We start from the raw sequence: 17,958 nt of genomic DNA, 5'->3' as shown, positions 1-17,958 counted from the left end.
TTAACATAAACCCATCAAAGATCATGGAAGGAGCCGATTATGTCTTTTATATTGGGAATGGATACGGGTGGAACCTATACCGACGGAGTCATCGTAAATTCTTCGGAGCGTAAAATTGTCTGCAAGGCAAAAGCGCTGACCACAAAAGAAGATTTAACCATTGGCATTAAAAACTGCATCGACAATCTGGATTTTGACAAAATGGAAGACATTAGTCTGGTGTCTCTTTCGACGACGCTGGCTACCAATGCCATTGTGGAAGGACGGGGCGCTTCTGTGGGATTGATTTACATGGGAACGGAACTGGATGAAGACGTTCCTGCGGAAATCGCAGCCAAAGTGAAAGGCAGATTCGATATTATGGGCCGCCTGCAGGAAGACCCGGACCCCAAGGAGGTACGGGAAGCCTTGTCAAAAATGAAAGGCCGTGTGGACGCCTTGGCTGTATCCGGGTATGCCAGCGTGCGCAACCCGAAGCACGAAAAGGAAATAAAACGGATTGCAGACGAGGTTTTGGGCGTTCCGGTTGTCTGCGCTCATCAGCTGACATCGGCGCTGGGATTTTATCACAGGACCATAACCGCTGTACTCAACGGCAGATTGATTCCCATCATCGATGGACTTCTTAAATCCACAAAAAAGGTACTGCATGAAAAGAACATTTATGCAGCGATTATGATCGTAAAAGGCGACGGCACCTTGATGACCGAAGCCATGGCAAAGGAACGGCCCATCGATACGATTCTCTCAGGCCCGGCAGCCAGCGTGATCGGGGGACTGGCACTCACAGGGAAACGAGATGGCCTTGTTCTGGATATGGGCGGAACCACGACTGATATCGCCAACGTATCGGAAGGTTCGGTAAAAATAAAGAAGGATGGCGCCAGAGTAGGCGGCTGGCGGACGAGAGTTAAGGCTGTAGAAATTTCAACCTTCGGTCTGGGCGGCGACAGCCGGATTTATCTGGACAAAAAGGGAAATGTTCAGATCGGACCGCAGAAAGTATGGCCGCTGTGTGTGATCGGCATGGAGTATCCGCAGCTGGTACATGAGCTGCAAAGTTTCAAACGGGTCGGCGAATTAAAAACCTATTCCCAGCAGGAAGCCGATTGTTTTATGTATGTAGGCGGACAGCTGGCGAAGGATGCGCCGGCTCATGAAAAAAAGATCTTGGAAAAGCTTCAGGGCGGGCCTCATAGCCTGACGTATTTGGCGAGGGCCATTGGGGAGGACCCTGAAACGATAGATTTAACTCCATTGGTTGAATCCGGGATCCTGGCGAGAATATCTGTTACACCAACGGATATTCTCCACGTCCAGGGCAAGTACAACCAATGGAACCGGGACTTGTCCCAGGCGGGTGTGGAAATTTTGGCCAGAAGAAAAGAAATGCCAGTAGGCAAATTCGTAAAGATGGTCGAAAACGCAATCCACACCAAACTAGCCATGACCTGTATCCAGAGCGCTGCTGATTTTGAGGGAGAGGATTTTACCTTTACTGAAAGTCCGGAAGCTATGTTCCTGATTGAAGCGGCACTGCGCAAAGACCGGGGTGTTCTGTTAAGTCCCAGGTTTCACCTTAGCAAGCCGATCGTAGCGATCGGGGCTCCGGCATGCGCATGGACCTATGATGCCGGCAAGCTGTTAAATGCAAAGGTGATTGTTCCGCAAGATGCGGATGTGGCAAATGCATACGGGGCGGCGGTGGGAAAAGTAACTGCTACTGTGGAGCTTTTGATCAGCCTGGACGAAGATCAGTATATCCTCAATACCCCATGGGAGCGTTTCATATATGGAAGCAAAGACGAAGCCATGTTCTATGCCATACATGAAGGCCGCAAATATATCGAGCATCAGCTAATGGATGCCGGCTGTAATACTTGGTCCATTGAAGAAAAACCGTCGGATATCATGGTTGAAACCAAGGAGAATGAACCCAAGGTCTACATGGGGACAAAAATGGTCATCACTGGAGCAGGTTCCGCGTTTTAAAAAGATCCTAATTATTAATGCAGCTAAACTCAATAATTTGCCCCTTTTCACAATACTGGTCATCGGAATGTCAGTCCGAGGACACCCTTTTATCAGAGCAAAAGCCGCCGCTTTTTGGGCGGTTTTTGCTTTGATGAATGCGCTTATATTTGCGGGCGGCTCCGGTCGGATTGCCAAAATCGGAGTGCTCCTTGGCAGAGTGTCAAAAGTCAACTCGAAATAAGCGGAAAACTATCAAAATCCGCCCTGAAAAAAGTTTTATCTGATAGCCGGCATCGCTGCCGGTCCGCCGAAACCTGCCTCACCCAACCAGTCCGTCCAAATCTGGTCCGCCAAGGCAGCCCGCCAAAGCCCGCTCCCACCCGCCTCAAGAAGAAGCTCCCGTCCTATCGCTCAAACTTGCTGCATCGCGATATGCAGGCTATAATAAAGGCATCTACTAAGAAAAAAGGAGACTCCACCGATGAAACGTTTTAAAGGCGCCATTTTTGACATGGACGGCACGCTGACCGACTCCATGTATATTTGGGATACAACTGGCATTACCTACTTAAAGCAGCAGGGAAAGGTCCCCAAGCCCGATCTCAAGAAGCGGCTTCGGCCTCTCAGCCTGGTACAGGCGGCGGAATTGTTTCAAGAAGAATACGGCATAACCCAACAGATCGATGAAATACTCCAAGGCTTTAACAGGATCGTAGAGGAGGAATATCGAACAAACGTAACCTTAAAACCCGGAGTTAGAGATTTACTGAAGCGGTTGAAGGAGGAGGAACTTGTCCTATCTGTGGCCAGTTCGTCGCCCCGCGATATTGTGACTATGGTTTTAGACCGGCTGAGCGTTTCCGGCTACTTTTCCCATGTTGTTACCTGCGGCGATGTGGGCCGTGGCAAAGATCACCCTCTGGTGTACGATCGAGCCGCGGAGCTGATGGGGACCAGCAGGGACAGTACCGTTATTTTTGAGGACGCGCTGCATGCTGTAAAGACTGCTGCCGCTGCCGGGTATTATGTAGTAGGTGTTTATGATCAAAGTGAAGGTATTAATGAAGACCAAATTAAGGCATTATGCAGCCGATATGTAAAAACCTTGGATGGATTTAGGTTGTAGGGATTATGCCGGAAAAGACGCTTGAACGCTTCAGGAAGCGAGGAAACTTGCCCCTTGGAGCGTTTTTCTTTGTAAGCAAATAATTTCAGACTATTCACTCTTTAACGAATCTTTAGAATTCCTTATACAAAGCTAAAGGTTATCTTGATGGGGACTTTAAACGGGTCGGTTATAGTATAGACATAAACAAAAACAAAGTTAATGAAATGGAAATCACCATTATTTTAAAGGAGGAACAAACATGTATAACAGACGTTACACAGGAAAGATCGAATTAGCCGTACTGGACACAGCAGGAACATTTTGCGATGGCCCTGGAGACCTGAGAAACAGATGGGCACTGGATGACCTGAGAGGATGTAAAGCACCGGTTGTACCTTTCTACGAAGCATTACAGCAGTTCGGCATCGAATGTGACTGGGCTACAATCAGAAAGCCGATGGGTAACTTCAAACCAACTCACCTGAGAATGCTGCTGAGCCTGCCGGAAGTTTCCGCACAGTGGGAAGAAAAATACGGACGTCCTTGGAACGAAGATGACTTTGATAACGTACTTGCAGCGTTCCGTCCACTGATGAGCAAATACATTGTTGACGAAGATTTAGCAAAACCAATCCCAGGAGCTGTTGAATGTATCGACAAACTGCGTGAAGCTGGAATCCTGATCGGTTGTGATACCGGATACTATCAGGAAGACTCCATCGCACTGAACAAGATGCTGGAAGAAAAATTCGGCATGAAGTTTGACGTAGTAACCAACGCTGAAAAGGTTCCGGGCAGACCGGCTCCGTTCATGGTATATGACTGCATGCTGCAGGCTTATGAGATCACGAAGAAGGCTATTCCTTGCGAAGCAGTAGTAAAAATTGATGATACGGCAGCTGGTATGAAATGCGGTAACAACGCAGGCGCATGGACCATTGGTCTTTATGCATCCGGCTCAAATACATATGACGAGTTAGCGGCTTCAAAGCCTGACTTCCTCGTACCGCACGTAGGATATGTTCCAGAAATCATCTTCGGACAGATCGAACCGAGACTTAGAAGAGGCGAAAGACCGGGACAGGGCATCATCGAGACAATTTAAGTTTAGCTTACCAACGAGGCACTCCCGCACTCCAGTCGCATGAGGGAGTGCCTCGCTTTCATGTAAAGTGGAATTATTGATTGATTTTTAAGGTAGAAAGTAGGAGGATTGCTAATGGAAAACAAAGAGAAAAAAGTTGTGGATACATTAGGCTATACTCCGGAAGAGTATAAACTTTTTAATAAAAATTCTTGGATCGTGTTATTGGCCTTCTCAGTTTTGTACTGTATCCTCTACTGCGGCCGGCAGAACCTCTCGTATGTAATGCCTGCGATGATAGAGGAAGAGGGCTGGACAAAGTTGGATTTGGGGATTTTATCGTCAGTACTGTTCTGGACCTATGGTATCGGACATTTATTTAATGGAAGACTTGGAGAAATTTTCGGTGTAAACAGATTCATTGTTGTCGGGATGTTTATGTCCGCTGCGGCCAATTTGCTGATTGGATTCCAATCCAGCCTTGTGATCATCGCTATTCTCTGGGGTATAAATGGATACGCCCAGTCTATGCTGTGGTCGCCTGGAATGGCGCTTCTTTCCAAATGGTGGCCCGGCAACAAGCGCGGGTTTGCCACAGGATTTGCAAACGCATTTTCCGGATTCGGGCAAGTACTGGCCGCTCTTACCGTATCCCTTGCATTTATCATCATGCCGGGGTTCGGATGGAAAGCCGGATTCATTCTGCCGGTGGTATTCATGGTAATTGCCGGCATCGCTTACAAATTCATTTGTAAAGATAGCCCATCTAAGATTGGGCTGAAAGAATATGTGGACAGCAATGCCAAGAGGAACCAGCAGGATGAGGAATTAATGCAATTGGTTAAGGAAAAAGGCAAACTTTATCCTTATGCTCATCTTTTCAAGATGTGGAGATTCGATTGCTGGCTGCTGATTATAGCTGGGGCCAGCATAGCAAGATATGGCCTTTTGAACTGGGTTCCTACATATTATGTAGAAAATTTCGGCGTGGACATTGAAGACGGCGCATTAGGTACCGTTCTGCTGCCGCTGGGAATGGCTTTTGGAACATTTGTTATTCCATGGCTGTCAGATAAATTTTTCTCTGACAATAGGCTTCCTATGGTAATTATCTGTGCAGCAGTTTCAGGCGCAACCGTATTCTTTTTCAGAACTGTTGAACCAGGTGTTCTGGCAGGCGCACTGCTGTTCATCGCAGGATTTTTCATCTATGCGATTAATGGTCTGGTTTGGGCCTATGCTACAGACGTAGGCGGAAGAGCCTTTGCTGGAACCGCAGCAGGTATACTGGACTGTTTTGCATATCTGGGGGCGTCTGTTCAGGCAATTTACTTTGGAAGTATGCTCACAAGCAGCGGCAACTGGAATTTGGTATTCACAGCTATCGCCGGCGTATGCATCGCGATCATCGTAATTTCCATCGCTGCCGGATGGGGCCTGAATAAAAAGAATACAGAAAAAACAGTATAATCATCGTTAAGGTAACTGGTTTGTTAGAACTTAAGTATAAAGGAGGAAGAAAAATGGATTATCCAAAAGTAAAAAGAAATGTACTGTTGAACCCTGGTCCTGCTACGACAACTGATACGGTCAAGTATGCACAGGTAGTTCCTGATATCTGCCCTAGGGAAAAAGAATTCGGTCAGATCATGAAGGAAATGGGTGAAGACCTGGTTAAAATTGTTCATGGTGATCTGAATAAATACACTGCCGTATTATTTACAGGTTCCGGAACTATCAACATCGACGCTTGCGTCAGCTCCTTGGTTCCTGCAGGGAAAAAGATTTTAATCCTCAACAACGGCGCATACTCTGCAAGAGGCGCGGAAGTTGCCCAATACTATCATATGGACCATATCAACCTGAAGCTTCCGATCACAGAACCCATCGACGTGGCAAAAGCGGAAGAAGCCATCAAAGCTGATCCGGACATCGCAGTTGTATACTGCTGTCACCACGAGACAGGTACCGGTATCCTGAATCCAATTCGGGAAATCGGCGCTGTAGCCCATAAATATGATAAGACCATGGTCGTTGATACCACTTCTACTTACGCAATGATACCGATCGACATGGATAAAGACAATCTGGACTTTATCATGGCATCCGCTCAGAAGGGCCTCATGTCCATGACAGGTTTGTCCTATGTAATCGGAAATACGGCGAAATTGGAAGAGTCAAAAGACTATCCGACCAGATCCTACTACACCAATTTGTATATGCAGTATGACTTCATCAAAAATAAGGGCGAAATGCACTTCACACCTCCGGTACAGACCATCTATGCGACCCGGCAGGCGATCAAGGAATACTGGGAAGTTGGCGAACAGGCCAAGTGGGAAAGACATCAGTCCTTATGGGAAGCAATTTATAAGGGCCTCGACAGATTGGGATTCCAGACGATCATTCCAAGAGAGATGCAGTCCAAACTGGTCGTATCCGTACTGTATCCAAACGACCCGAACTTTGACTTCACCACGATCCATGACTATGTATATGAGAGAGGGTTCACGATTTATCCGGGCAAGGTTTCCGACCTGCCGACATTCAGACTGTGTGCACTGGGCACCATCGTACCAAAGGATGTTGACGATTTCTTCGTTTGCCTCGAAGAAGGGCTCAAATCAATGGGCGTACAGGTTCCTGTGAAATATTAAAGACATTTTTAAAACACTCACAAAGAGGGCTGCCTGCGGGCAGCTTTCTTTGTGACTTTTCGATCGTAGACATCATTGAGATACCAATTTATACCCGACTCCCCGAACCGTTAAAATATATTGAGGTTTCTCCGGATTGGGCTCAATTTTTTTTCGAAGATTGCTGATATGTACCATGACTGTACGGACATCGTCGTCAATTCCATAGGTGTCCCAGAGATTGTCAAAAATCTGTCTGCCAGTAAAGACACGGTTGGGATATTTGGATAAGAGCACTAGGAGCTCGAATTCCTTGGCTGTCAGATGAACTGGCGTACCGTCCACCGTTACCGTATGAGCGGACAAATCGATCTCCAGACGGCCTACGGAAAGAATGTTCCGCTGCTCCTCAGATATGCCGCCGGAGGAATTACTTAAATGTCTTCTTCGTAAATGGGCCTTGACACGCGCCACCAGCTCGGTTGGGCTGAACGGCTTGGTGATGTAATCGTCTCCGCCTATGGACAGCCCCAGAACTTTGTCCATATCCTGGCCTTTGCAGCTGACGAAGAGGATCGGTACATCGCTGTATTCGCGGATTTTCCCGCACAATTCAATCCCGGAAAGCCCGGGCATCACCACATCCAGCAAAATCAAATCCGGATTTTGTTCCTGAGCCATCGCAGCCGCTTTCGTGCTGTCTGTCGTCCAGATCACATCGTAGCCTTCTCTTGAAAGATACAGCTTCATTAGCTGAATAATTTCCATTTCATTATCCACAACCATAATTTTGTCTTGTGACATTGAAGACCTCCCTTTTGGTGCTGTAGATGCTTTATGCTTTTTTATTCTACCTTAAAATGAGTTGTGTTACAAGAACCTAGATTGGAAAAAACTAGGGCATAAAAGCACATGTTTTGTAGAATGGTGAAATTGCGGTCAAATTGTATGCTATTCTGACCATCGGATAGACAAGGTCGGTTTAAAAAGAAAGTGAGTTTACATTACAGAAGTTTACCGGGATGCGAAGCGGCTGCGGCTTGAAGAGAGGATGTGGAGACCCTGTGGGGAGCTTTGGGAAAAAAGTAAAAAAAGATTTCAATATTTACGCAGGTTTCAACGGCCAGGCGCTTTCAGATTCGCCTTGAGGCTGTGCAGGCCGCAAGTTGCCCAGATCAGACCTCGCAAACCCACAACTTTGCGTAAAAAATAAAACCTTTCAATAAAATTTTCCCGATTTGAGTCAATGCGCCCTAAGCGGGTCTGATTACATTGGACGGCTTTCCCTGTTGCCAGAACTGTCTCAGCCAACCGGCCACAATAACCTTAAGCGAAACATCTTTCTCAACCATATTTTCCCTAAAAAAGCGCCCGCCAATTTGATCTGAATCGAACAAATTATCGAATAAAGAAGAATTAGAAGAGATGGTCCTGTATGAGCGCGGTAAAGTCCCCTCAAATCATTGACATTTTAAGCTCTGCGCATTATAATATTACGATATGACATGGGTCGAAAGGAGATTAACGAATGACAGAAGAAATACTGTTAACCAAAGAAGGATACGATAAAATCGTAAGGGAGCATGAGGAGCTTGTCGCAGTAAAAAGAGCGGAAGTGGCAGAAAAACTCAAAGATGCCATTGCACAAGGGGATATATCCGAAAATGCGGACTATGATGCTGCTAAGAACGAACAGGCTGAGCTGGAGGAGAAGATCAACAAGCTGGAGAATATGATTCGAAAAGCAAAGATCATCGATGACAGTGAACTCGCTGGAGACCAGGTGACCGTAGGGCTGACTGTAAAAGTACAGGATTTAGATACAAAAGAAGAAGAGATGTTTACCATAGTAGGCTCAACAGAGGCAGACCCGTTTGAAGGAAAGATCTCCAATGAATCCCTGGTGGGCAGGGCACTGCTGGGCAACAAGGCTGGACAGGAAGTAACAGTCGAAGTTCCGGATGGAATCATTACGTATAAAATATTAGACATCATAAAAAAATAAAGTTAGAGGTAGTACAAAATGAGCGAACAAAAGAAAACGCAGAATGTGAATCCGGAAACAGAGGAACTGACTGAAGAAGGATTAAACGAGCAGAGGAAAATACGAAGGGATAAGCTGAAAAATCTGCAGGAAGCAGGCAGAAATCCGTTTTTGGTGGAAAAATGGGATGTGAATGCTTACAGTCAGGATATTAAGGACAGCTTTGAACAAATGGACGGAAAAGAAGTATCCATTGCCGGAAGAATGATGGCCAAGAGAGGCATGGGCAAAGCTTCTTTCATCGATATTCAGGACTATAAAGGCCGGATCCAGTGCCACGTGAAAAAAGACATCCTGGGGGATGAAGAATATAAATGGTTTAAAACTTCCGATATCGGAGATATTTACGGGATCGTGGGAAAAGTATTCAAAACCCAGAGGGGCGAGATCACCATCGAGGTATCCAGCATGGTGCTGCTCTCTAAATCCCTGCAGGTACTGCCCAACAAATGGCATGGTCTGAAAGATACGGACATTCGCTACAGACAGCGCTATGTGGATCTGATCATGAACCAGGACGTAAAGGAAATGTTCATTAAGCGTGCTGCGATCATCAAGGAGATCAAGCGGGTATTGGAAGAAGATTACGGATATCTGGAAGTGGATACTCCGATCCTCACCACCATTGCCGGCGGCGCCAATGCGCGTCCCTTTGAGACCCACCACAATACGCTGGATCTGGATATGAAAATGCGTATTTCCAACGAACTCTACCTCAAAAGATTGGTAGTAGGCGGCCTGGACCGGGTTTATGAAATGGGCAAGATGTTCAGAAATGAAGGCATGGATAGAAACCATAACCCGGAATTCACATCCATGGAATGTTACATGGCCTACGGCAACATGGAAACAACGATGGAAGTGACAGAGCAGGTTGTATCTAAGGCTGCGCTGAAGGCCACCGGAAGCATGGTTATCAATTATCAGGGAAAATCCTTTGACCTGACTCCGCCATGGAGAAGGCTGAAGATGAGCGATGCGATCAAAGAGATCACCGGCGTGGACTTTGATCAGATCACCACAGATGAAGAAGCCAGAAAAGCGGCGATCGGCCAGGGCATGGATAAAGATGAAGTCAAGGATATGACCAGAGGAAAGATTCTTGCGGAAATGTTCGAGGAATATTGTGAAGACGTTCCGGGATATCTGGACGGTCCGGTATTCGTCACCGGCCATCCGGTGGAAATTTCGCCTCTCTCCAAGAGGGACCCGGAAGACCCGAGAATTACCAGAAGGTTTGAAGCCTATATCAATGGCTGGGAGATCGCCAACGCGTTCTCGGAGCTCAACGACCCCATCGACCAGTATGAGCGATTTAAAGAGCAGCAGGCACAGCTGGACGACGGCACGGACGATGAAGCCCATCCAATGGATGAAGACTTTGTAAATGCATTGGAAGTAGGACTGCCGCCGACAGGAGGGCTGGGTATCGGTATCGACCGAGTGATCATGCTGATTACTGATGCGCCGAGCATTCGGGATATTATTCTCTTCCCGACAATGAAACCGCTGGAGAAATAGGAAGATACGGCCGGAATCCTTTGGTTTCCGGCTTTTTTCAAATAAAAAATTTGTGATGGCAGGGGATCACAATGATAAAAAAGGAGAACTGAATAATGAAGGACATACAACTGAGAACCCTTTTCAGGGAGACAGAGAAATATGCGGATCAAGAAATCGTGGTTCACGGCTGGGTAAGAACCAACCGCGGCTCCAACAAATTCGGGTTCATTGAACTGAACGACGGCACGTTTTTTAAATCCGTGCAGGTTGTCTATGAAGCGGAATTTATTGATAATTTTGAAGAGATTGCCAAGGTTCCGGTGGCGGCAGCCTTGAAAGTAAAAGGCGACTTTGTGCTGACTCCAAATGCCAAGCAGCCTTTCGAAATTAAAGCGAAAGAAGTGGTGGTCGAGGCCGATTCGGCGTCGGATTACCCGCTGCAGAAAAAACGCCATAGTATGGAGTTTTTGCGGGAAATCGCTCATTTAAGACCAAGGAGCAACACCTTTTCTGCCGTGTTCCGGATACGGTCTTTAGTGTCTTACGCCATTCATAAATTTTTTCAAGAAAACGATTTTGTATATGTGCATACGCCAATCGTAACCGGCAGCGACTGCGAGGGGGCCGGCGAAATGTTCCGCATCACCACGTTGGATATGGACAACCCGCCAAGAATGGAAAACGATTCCATTGATTACAGCCAGGACTTTTTCGGCAAGGAAACCAGTCTTACGGTAAGCGGGCAGCTGGAAGCGGAAACCTTTGCTCTGGCATTCCGCAACGTTTATACCTTTGGGCCCACCTTCCGGGCGGAGAACTCCAACACGGCAAGACATGCATCCGAATTCTGGATGATTGAGCCGGAGGTGGCCTTTGCTGATCTTTCCGATAATATGGATTTAGCAGAAGCAATGATCAAGTATATCATTCAGTATGTCTTGGAGCATGCGCCGGAAGAAATGGAATTCTTTAATAAATTCATGGATAAAGGACTGCTGGATCGACTGACTGCGCTGGTAAACGCGGAGTTTGCCCGCGTCACCTATACGGAGGCTGTGGAGCTTCTGAAAAAGTCCGGCAAAAAATTTGAATATCCGGTTGAATGGGGGATTGATCTGCAGACAGAGCATGAACGCTATTTGACCGAAGAAATCTATAAAAAACCAGTTTTTGTAACCGATTATCCCAAGGAGATCAAGGCCTTCTACATGCGCCTCAATGATGATAACAAGACAGTAGCGGCCTGCGACCTGCTGGTGCCCGGTGTGGGCGAAATCATCGGCGGCAGCCAGAGGGAAGAGCGTTATGATGTTCTGAAAGCCAGAATGGATGAACTGGGTTTGGACGAAAAAGACTATTGGTGGTACATGGATCTCCGCAGATACGGCGGCGTCAAGCATGCGGGCTACGGACTGGGTCTGGAACGGATTATCATGTATCTGACCGGTATGGGCAATATTCGTGACGTTCTGCCGTTCCCGAGGACGCCAAAGACGGCGGAATTTTAGAGATGTCGGGCCTGGAGGGCCCAAGCAGCAGAGAGATGAAACGAATTTTAGAGCTGTATAAAACGCCATATGGATTATCAATAAAACGAGGACTGGCATTGGCGACCCCATTTTTGATTGTGGGGTCGCTTGCGTTGTTATTAAACAGCTTTCCCCATGAAGGATATCAGGCTTTTTTGAGCACCATGGCAGGGGGGACTGTCAGCAAGCTTTTGGGATTTTTATATACGGTTACCTTGGGATCGCTGGCGCTGATTCTACTTATCACCATCAGTATCTCTTTTGGACAGATGGTGCAGAAGGATGAGGCTCCCCTCTATCCGGTGGCGGCCGTGTGCGCGTATCTGGCCTTTTGCGGCGGCCTGCAGGGGCAGAGCGTATATGTGTTTGGAGCGGACTGGGTTTTTTCCGCCATGTGCATTGCTCTGATTTCCAGCGGTCTGCTGAGAAAACTCATGGGTTTGATCCATCGCGTCAAAAAGCTGCATACCATTGGGGCTGACTTTATGTTCAATCTTTCCATCAAAGGACTGGTTCCTATTGCCGTTATTTGCGTTTTTTTCGGGATTTTGGGACTTGCGCTGCGTTCGGTGACAGATACAGGAAATATTACCAACTTCGGTTCTTATCTGTTCTTAAAACTTTTCAATGAAATCGGAAAAAATCTTCTGGGCATTCTTTTGTATGTGTTTTTCTCCCACCTGCTTTGGTTCTTTGGGATCCATGGAACCAATACGCTGGAGGCAGTAGCAAAACAATTTTTTGAGGAAGGTGTGGAAATAAACCAGGCTCTTATCAGTGCAGGACAGGCGCCGACAGAGATTTTTTCGAAAACCTTTCTCGATACCTTTGCCTTTATTGGAGGATGCGGAGCTGCGTTCTGCTTGGTGCTGGCGCTTTTTATTGCCTCAAGGAAAAGCAACAATCGCAAATTGGCTCAGGTGGCCAGTCCTTTTGTGTTTTTCAATATCAGCGAAATTGTTATTTTTGGTTTTCCTGTAATCTTTAACTCAGCTATGATCATTCCCTTCATCGCCGCACCGATCGTGCTGACCCTGATCAGCAGCGGGGCTATGGCGCTGGGGCTGGTGCCGATGGTGAGCAATTCGGTGGAATGGACGGCTCCCGTTTTGTTCAGCGGATATCAGGCCACCGGCTCTATGGCCGGCAGTTTGCTTCAGCTGTTCAATGTGGCCGTAGGGACCTGCATCTATATCCCTTTTATAAAGATCAGCGAACGAAAGCAGACTGCCGCTTTCCGCACTTCTGTGAAGGATATGGAGAAGGCGATGTTTCAATGCGAGACAGCGGGAAAAGCCCCTGAATTGATGACTGGAACCAGCCCCTTTGAGTATGCGGCCAAAGCGCTGGCTTTGGATATGGAAAACGCAATTGACAGGGGGCAGGTGCAGCTTCATTATCAGATACAGATCAACAGGGATAAAACCATACATGGTGCGGAGGCGCTTTTGCGATGGGAACATCCGGTGGCAGGAAACATCTCGCCGCCGCTGCTCATTGATATTGCCTATGAAGGCGGGTTTCTGCCGAAGCTGGGGCTCTATATCATAGAAAAGGTTTGTCAGGATGTGCAGCATATGAACCAGATTTACTTCAAGAAACTGAACGTCTCCATCAATCTGTCTCCTTACCAGATGGAGGATGATGCCCATTTGGAAAAGGCCCTTCAGATGATTGATGGATATGATTTGGGGGATGCCCAGTTGGTCTTTGAGATCACAGAGCGGGTACTGCTCAACAGCTCGCCCCAGATGCAGCAGCGGATCAACCGGCTGCGTGAAAAGGGCTATAAGGTGAGCATCGATGATTTTGGCATGGGTCATGGGTCCATGCTCTATCTCCAGAACATGGCCTTTGATGAAGTGAAGCTGGATGGGAAGCTGGTAACACAAATGCTGGACAACAGAAGGTCCAAGGATATTATTTCCGGAATTATCAAGCTATCAGAGGATTTGGATTTCCGCGTGGTCGCCGAATATGTGGAAACGAAGCAGCAGCGGGATCTGCTGCGGGAGCTGGGCTGCGACATTTATCAAGGGTATTTCTACGGGAAAGCAGAGCCTTTGGAGGAGTTTGTAAAGCGATACCTGGGAAACGGCCTGAATTAGCGGAAGATTTTGTCTCCACTTTACTTAAAATTCAGAAAACATGAGCCTGTTATATTGCTATCAATCTGCATCGATGATATAATATGGGCATTAGTGAAAAAAGAGATTTAGGAGGTCTTAATATGAAAGGCTATACGAGCGAAACTATCAGAAATGTTGCACTTGTCGGGCATGGCGGATGTGGTAAAACTACTTTTCTGGAATCTGCACTTCTCGAAACGGGCGTAATCGGCAGATTAGGTAAAGTAGAAGATGGAAATACGGTTTCTGACTACGATAAAATGGAGGTTGAAAAAGGCTTTTCCATCAACACTTCGATCGTTCCGGTTGAATGGAAGGACAGTAAGATCAATTTCATCGACACTCCGGGATATTTTGATTTCATCGGAGAAGTTAACGCAGCACTGAGAGCTTCCGAAGCTGCAGTAATCCTGGTGGATGCCGGAGCAGGTATTCAGGTGGGAACTGAGCATGCGTGGAAAGCCTGCGAACGATACAAGATGCCTAGATTCATTGTTATAAATAAAAGGGACAAGGACGAATTTGACTTCTATAAGACCTTCGATGAACTGAAGGCGAAATTTGGAGAAACGCTTATCCCGTTCAGCTGGCCTCTGTCAGCTGAGATCGACGAAGACCTTAAGGAAGCCATCGCCATGACAGACGATGAGCTGATGGAAAAGTATTTTAACGGCGATGCTTTTACCGATGAAGAGATTAAAAAAGGTCTGGTAAAAGGAATCGCGGACGGCGGAATCGTTCCGGTATGCTCATCGGCATTCTCTTTGGGACATGGAATCGAAGGGCTGCTGGATCTGTTGGTTACATATGTACCAACACCGCTGCAGCATGGCCCTTACAAAGGCTTTAACGATAAGAACGAACCGGTTGAGCGGCTGTGCGTAGTAGACGCATCTCCATCAGCGTTCGTATTTAAAACCATCGTTGACCCGTTCGTAGGAAAGATTTCCGTGATGAAAGTGGTTACAGGCAAACTCACCTCCGGTATGGAAATCCTCAACGAGAGAGCAGGCAAAACTGAAAAGCTGGGTAAGCTGTTCTTCCTCAGGGGCAAGGAACAGCAGGAATTAAATTATGCGGAAGCAGGCGATATTGTAGCGGTAACCAAGCTGCAGAATACCCTTTCCGGTGATACCCTTTGCGATAAAAACGATATTATTCGTTACCTGCCGCTGGACTTCCCGGCACCGTCTCTGTTTGTAGCAATTGAAGCTGCCGACAAGAAAGACGAAGATAAAGTGTTCTCTGGCCTTTCCAGGTTAAAAGAAGAGGACCCGTCCTTCGTAGTTGAAAGGAACAACGAAACCCATCAGACACTGCTGGGCGGTCAAGGCGAAATGCAGCTGAACATCATCATGGCCAAGCTGAAAGACCGCTTTGGAGTAGAAGTAAAAACCCTTCCCCAGAAGATTGCTTATAGAGAGACGATCAAGGGTACTTCAGACGTTCAGGGCAAACATAAGAAGCAATCCGGAGGCGCCGGCCAGTATGGTGACGTGCATATCAAGTTCTCGCCGTCTCAGGAAGAGTTCGAGTTTACCGAATCCTTGTTCGGCGGAGCAATTCCCAAGAACTATGTGCCGGCAGTTGAAAAGGGTCTGATCGAATCTACCGAAAAGGGACCTCTCGCCGGATGTAAAGTTGTAAACGTGAAAGCGGATCTGTATGATGGTTCCTATCACGATGTAGACTCCAATGAAATGGCCTTCAAGATCGCCGCTTCTTTAGCCTTTAAAAAAGGAATTAAAGAAGCCAAGCCGGTTCTGCTGGAACCTGTTATGCATCTGGATATTATGGTTCCGGACGAATACATGGGCGATGTAATGGGCGACATGAATAAAAGAAGAGGGAAAATCCTCGGTATGGAACCACAGGCGGACGGAAGCCAGAAGCTGATGGCAGAAGCTCCCCAGGCAGAACTTTTCGACTACGCGATTACACTGAGAGCCATGACTCAGGCAAGAGGAACCTTTGCCATGAAGTTTGAACGGTATGAAGAGGTTCCGGCTCAGATCGCACAGAAGATCATCGATGCCTATAATTCCGAAGATAAGTAAAAACCAAGCTTGAACCAATCATTAAAGGGGAGTAGCTTACAAGTAATGGGATCAACAGCCGGCTGAAGCACAGCCTGGTCCCATTCTCCGAAAGGATAGCAAGACCTTAATGTTCACCTGTTAAAGGGGACATTAGGGTCTTTTTTCATCAGGAGAAGGCAGTGTCTGAAGAAGAGAAGGAGGATCGGTTGAGACATATATTGAAATCGTTGAAATGGGTACTGTTTTGGATGGGATTGGCAATTCTGTTCAATTTGGGAATATGGTATTTTATGGGCGAGCAAAAAGCGCTGGAATTTTTAGGCGGGTATTTAATTGAGCTGAGCCTCAGCGTGGATAATTTATTTGTCTTTATTACCATTTTTATGAGCTATGGTATCAAAGAGCATGCACAGCACAGAGTTTTGGGATACGGTATCGCCGGTGCCGTCATCCTGCGGTTTATCTTTATCTTCTTCGGCGTTAAAATCGTCAACATGTTTGAATGGGTATTGTACATATTCGGTGCTGTTTTGATCATCAATGGTGTGAAGATGTTTCAAAAGGAGAAAGAAAAGGACCCTCACGACAGTCCCATTGTCAGGGCCATTGCAAAAGTCCTGCCCATGACAAAGGAGTTTTCCGGGGAGAAATTTATGGTCCGGGAAAATGGCAAACGATTGTTTACGCCGCTTTTCGCGGTGCTTTGCCTGATCGAATGCTCAGATATTCTCTTTGCCATCGACTCTGTGCCTGCAGTCTTTTCGGTTTCAACCGATCTTTTAATCGTCTATACGTCAAATATTTTTGCCATTCTGGGGTTGCGCCAGCTCTATTTTGTGCTGGAACACCTCCACGAACGATTTGCATATGTGAAATATGGCGTGGCGACAATCCTGATGTTTACAGGCGTTAAACTGGCCGGCCTCATGTTCGGCCTGCATATATCCATTCCGGTTTCCATCGGGGTAATCGCAGGGGTGTTAGTTATCAGCATCATAGTATCCATCTTGGTTTCAAAAGGGAAAAAACAGGAGAAGGGGAAAGGAAAGAAAAATGAAGATTTCGAAGCAGGTTCACCAGATTAGGATTTACTTTCATGTTACAGAAGAGATTGAACGATTTGTCAATGTCTATCTGATTGAGGGGAAGGAAGGATGTCATTTGATCGATACCGGAGTGGCAGGCGCGGAAAAGCTGATAAAAAAATCTCTGCTGAGGCATGAGAGGCAGCCGTCTCAACTAAAGAGCATCTTTCTTACCCACTCCCACCCCGATCATATGGGAGCCGCATGCCGCATTAAGAAACGAACTGGCGCCAAAGTTTATGCCAGTGCAGTCGAAAAACCTTGGATTGAAGACATCGGCCGCCAGTTTGCGGCGCGCCCAATCCCCAATTTTTACAAGCTGCTGGAAGACAGCGTTTCTGTAGATGAAAGTCTGGAAGGCGGCGAGGTGCTTTGCCTGGAGCCGCGCGTTACCATCCGGGCTCTGGCAACGCCGGGGCATTCTGCAGGTTCGCTCTCGTATTTTTTCGAAGAAGAAGGGATCCTCTTTACCGGAGATGCGGTACCGGTCGCCGATGAAACGCCCATTTATGTGAATTACCAGCAGAGCCTGGAAAGCCTGGACCGGATCGAGGAGATGGATCAGGTTCAACTCTATTGCTCAGCGTGGGCAGATGTTTGGCAGGCCGGGGAAGGCAGGAAGCGGGTCGCAGAAGCCAAAGACCTGCTGGCGGGGATCAACAAAACTGTCGGCAAGGCTTTAGAAGAAGATGAAAGTCTGGAAAATACCGCTGTTTTTAAACGAGTATGCGAAGCGATGGAACTTGACTCCACCAAGGCCAATCCGTTGTTCCGCACATCCATTTATGCTAATATTGAAGAACTGAGGAGCGACCGCAAGTGATCAA

General features: G+C 47.0%; 13 protein-coding genes. 12 read left to right on the top strand and 1 reads right to left on the bottom strand.

The window, feature by feature from the left end:
* Positions 1-39: 39 nt before the first annotated feature.
* From NIA71_RS12295 to NIA71_RS12275, 5 genes are all read left to right on the top strand, one after another.
* Positions 40-1,992, top strand: coding sequence for a hydantoinase/oxoprolinase family protein (locus tag NIA71_RS12295; RefSeq protein WP_253020530.1), 1,953 nt, complete (start codon positions 40-42; stop codon positions 1,990-1,992).
* Positions 1,993-2,455: 463 nt separating this feature from the next.
* Positions 2,456-3,100, top strand: a complete 645-nt coding sequence (locus tag NIA71_RS12290; RefSeq protein WP_148397828.1) for an HAD family hydrolase — start codon at positions 2,456-2,458, stop codon at positions 3,098-3,100.
* A gap of 241 nt (positions 3,101-3,341) precedes the next feature.
* Positions 3,342-4,187, top strand: coding sequence for an HAD hydrolase-like protein (locus NIA71_RS12285; RefSeq protein ID WP_148397826.1), 846 nt, complete (start codon positions 3,342-3,344; stop codon positions 4,185-4,187).
* A 114-nt stretch (positions 4,188-4,301) separates the two neighbouring features.
* Positions 4,302-5,636 (top strand): MFS transporter, encoded by a 1,335-nt coding sequence (locus NIA71_RS12280; RefSeq protein ID WP_148397824.1) that lies wholly within the window; start codon positions 4,302-4,304, stop codon positions 5,634-5,636.
* Positions 5,637-5,689: 53 nt separating this feature from the next.
* Positions 5,690-6,823, top strand: coding sequence for a 2-aminoethylphosphonate aminotransferase (locus NIA71_RS12275; protein ID WP_148397822.1), 1,134 nt, complete (start codon positions 5,690-5,692; stop codon positions 6,821-6,823).
* Between the two features lie 72 nt (positions 6,824-6,895).
* On the opposite strand, the gene NIA71_RS12270 is transcribed toward NIA71_RS12275, so the two are convergent.
* Complete coding sequence (locus NIA71_RS12270) at positions 6,896-7,606, bottom strand: response regulator transcription factor (RefSeq protein ID WP_148397820.1); 711 nt, start codon at positions 7,604-7,606, stop codon at positions 6,896-6,898.
* A gap of 724 nt (positions 7,607-8,330) precedes the next feature.
* Here NIA71_RS12270 and greA point away from each other — a divergent pair.
* The 7 genes from greA to NIA71_RS12235 all read left to right on the top strand — a co-directional run bounded on the left by greA (position 8,331) and on the right by NIA71_RS12235 (position 17,954).
* Entirely contained in the window at positions 8,331-8,807 is a 477-nt protein-coding gene (gene greA, locus NIA71_RS12265; protein WP_148397818.1) for a transcription elongation factor GreA, read from the top strand.
* 18 nt (positions 8,808-8,825) lie between these two features.
* Positions 8,826-10,367 (top strand): lysine--tRNA ligase, encoded by a 1,542-nt coding sequence (gene lysS, locus NIA71_RS12260; RefSeq protein ID WP_148397816.1) that lies wholly within the window; start codon positions 8,826-8,828, stop codon positions 10,365-10,367.
* Positions 10,368-10,462: 95 nt separating this feature from the next.
* Positions 10,463-11,857, top strand: a complete 1,395-nt coding sequence (gene asnS / locus NIA71_RS12255) for an asparagine--tRNA ligase (protein ID WP_253020529.1) — start codon at positions 10,463-10,465, stop codon at positions 11,855-11,857.
* Between the two features lie 35 nt (positions 11,858-11,892).
* A complete protein-coding gene (locus tag NIA71_RS12250; RefSeq protein WP_253020528.1) occupies positions 11,893-13,986 on the top strand; it encodes an EAL domain-containing protein in 2,094 nt (697 codons plus the stop codon).
* A gap of 122 nt (positions 13,987-14,108) precedes the next feature.
* Positions 14,109-16,064, top strand: coding sequence for an elongation factor G (locus NIA71_RS12245; protein WP_148397812.1), 1,956 nt, complete (start codon positions 14,109-14,111; stop codon positions 16,062-16,064).
* Between the two features lie 188 nt (positions 16,065-16,252).
* Complete coding sequence (locus NIA71_RS12240; protein ID WP_269477207.1) at positions 16,253-17,131, top strand: TerC/Alx family metal homeostasis membrane protein; 879 nt, start codon at positions 16,253-16,255, stop codon at positions 17,129-17,131.
* Entirely contained in the window at positions 17,100-17,954 is an 855-nt protein-coding gene (locus NIA71_RS12235) for an MBL fold metallo-hydrolase (RefSeq protein WP_253020527.1), read from the top strand. The genes NIA71_RS12240 and NIA71_RS12235 overlap by 32 nt, the downstream gene beginning before the upstream one ends.
* Positions 17,955-17,958: the final 4 nt, after the last annotated feature.

This window comes from Ihubacter massiliensis, assembly GCF_024125305.1.
GTDB classification, from domain to species: Bacteria; Bacillota; Clostridia; order Peptostreptococcales; family Anaerovoracaceae; genus Hominibacterium; species Hominibacterium faecale.
Note: the sequence above shows the minus strand (reverse complement) of the source record. Positions and strands in the feature narration are given on the sequence as shown.

What these genes read in the sequence shown, in the direction of transcription:
- NIA71_RS12270 (WP_148397820.1), bottom strand. Translation starts at nt 7,606, where the DNA reads ATGTCACAAGACAAAATTATGGTTGTGGATAATGAAATGGAAATTATT.
- NIA71_RS12280 (WP_148397824.1), top strand. Translation starts at nt 4,302, where the DNA reads ATGGAAAACAAAGAGAAAAAAGTTGTGGATACATTAGGCTATACTCCG.
- asnS (WP_253020529.1), top strand. Translation starts at nt 10,463, where the DNA reads ATGAAGGACATACAACTGAGAACCCTTTTCAGGGAGACAGAGAAATAT.
- lysS (WP_148397816.1), top strand. Translation starts at nt 8,826, where the DNA reads ATGAGCGAACAAAAGAAAACGCAGAATGTGAATCCGGAAACAGAGGAA.
- NIA71_RS12285 (WP_148397826.1), top strand. Translation starts at nt 3,342, where the DNA reads ATGTATAACAGACGTTACACAGGAAAGATCGAATTAGCCGTACTGGAC.
- NIA71_RS12245 (WP_148397812.1), top strand. Translation starts at nt 14,109, where the DNA reads ATGAAAGGCTATACGAGCGAAACTATCAGAAATGTTGCACTTGTCGGG.
- NIA71_RS12250 (WP_253020528.1), top strand. Translation starts at nt 11,893, where the DNA reads ATGAAACGAATTTTAGAGCTGTATAAAACGCCATATGGATTATCAATA.
- NIA71_RS12275 (WP_148397822.1), top strand. Translation starts at nt 5,690, where the DNA reads ATGGATTATCCAAAAGTAAAAAGAAATGTACTGTTGAACCCTGGTCCT.
- greA (WP_148397818.1), top strand. Translation starts at nt 8,331, where the DNA reads ATGACAGAAGAAATACTGTTAACCAAAGAAGGATACGATAAAATCGTA.
- NIA71_RS12290 (WP_148397828.1), top strand. Translation starts at nt 2,456, where the DNA reads ATGAAACGTTTTAAAGGCGCCATTTTTGACATGGACGGCACGCTGACC.
- NIA71_RS12295 (WP_253020530.1), top strand. Translation starts at nt 40, where the DNA reads ATGTCTTTTATATTGGGAATGGATACGGGTGGAACCTATACCGACGGA.
- NIA71_RS12235 (WP_253020527.1), top strand. Translation starts at nt 17,100, where the DNA reads ATGAAGATTTCGAAGCAGGTTCACCAGATTAGGATTTACTTTCATGTT.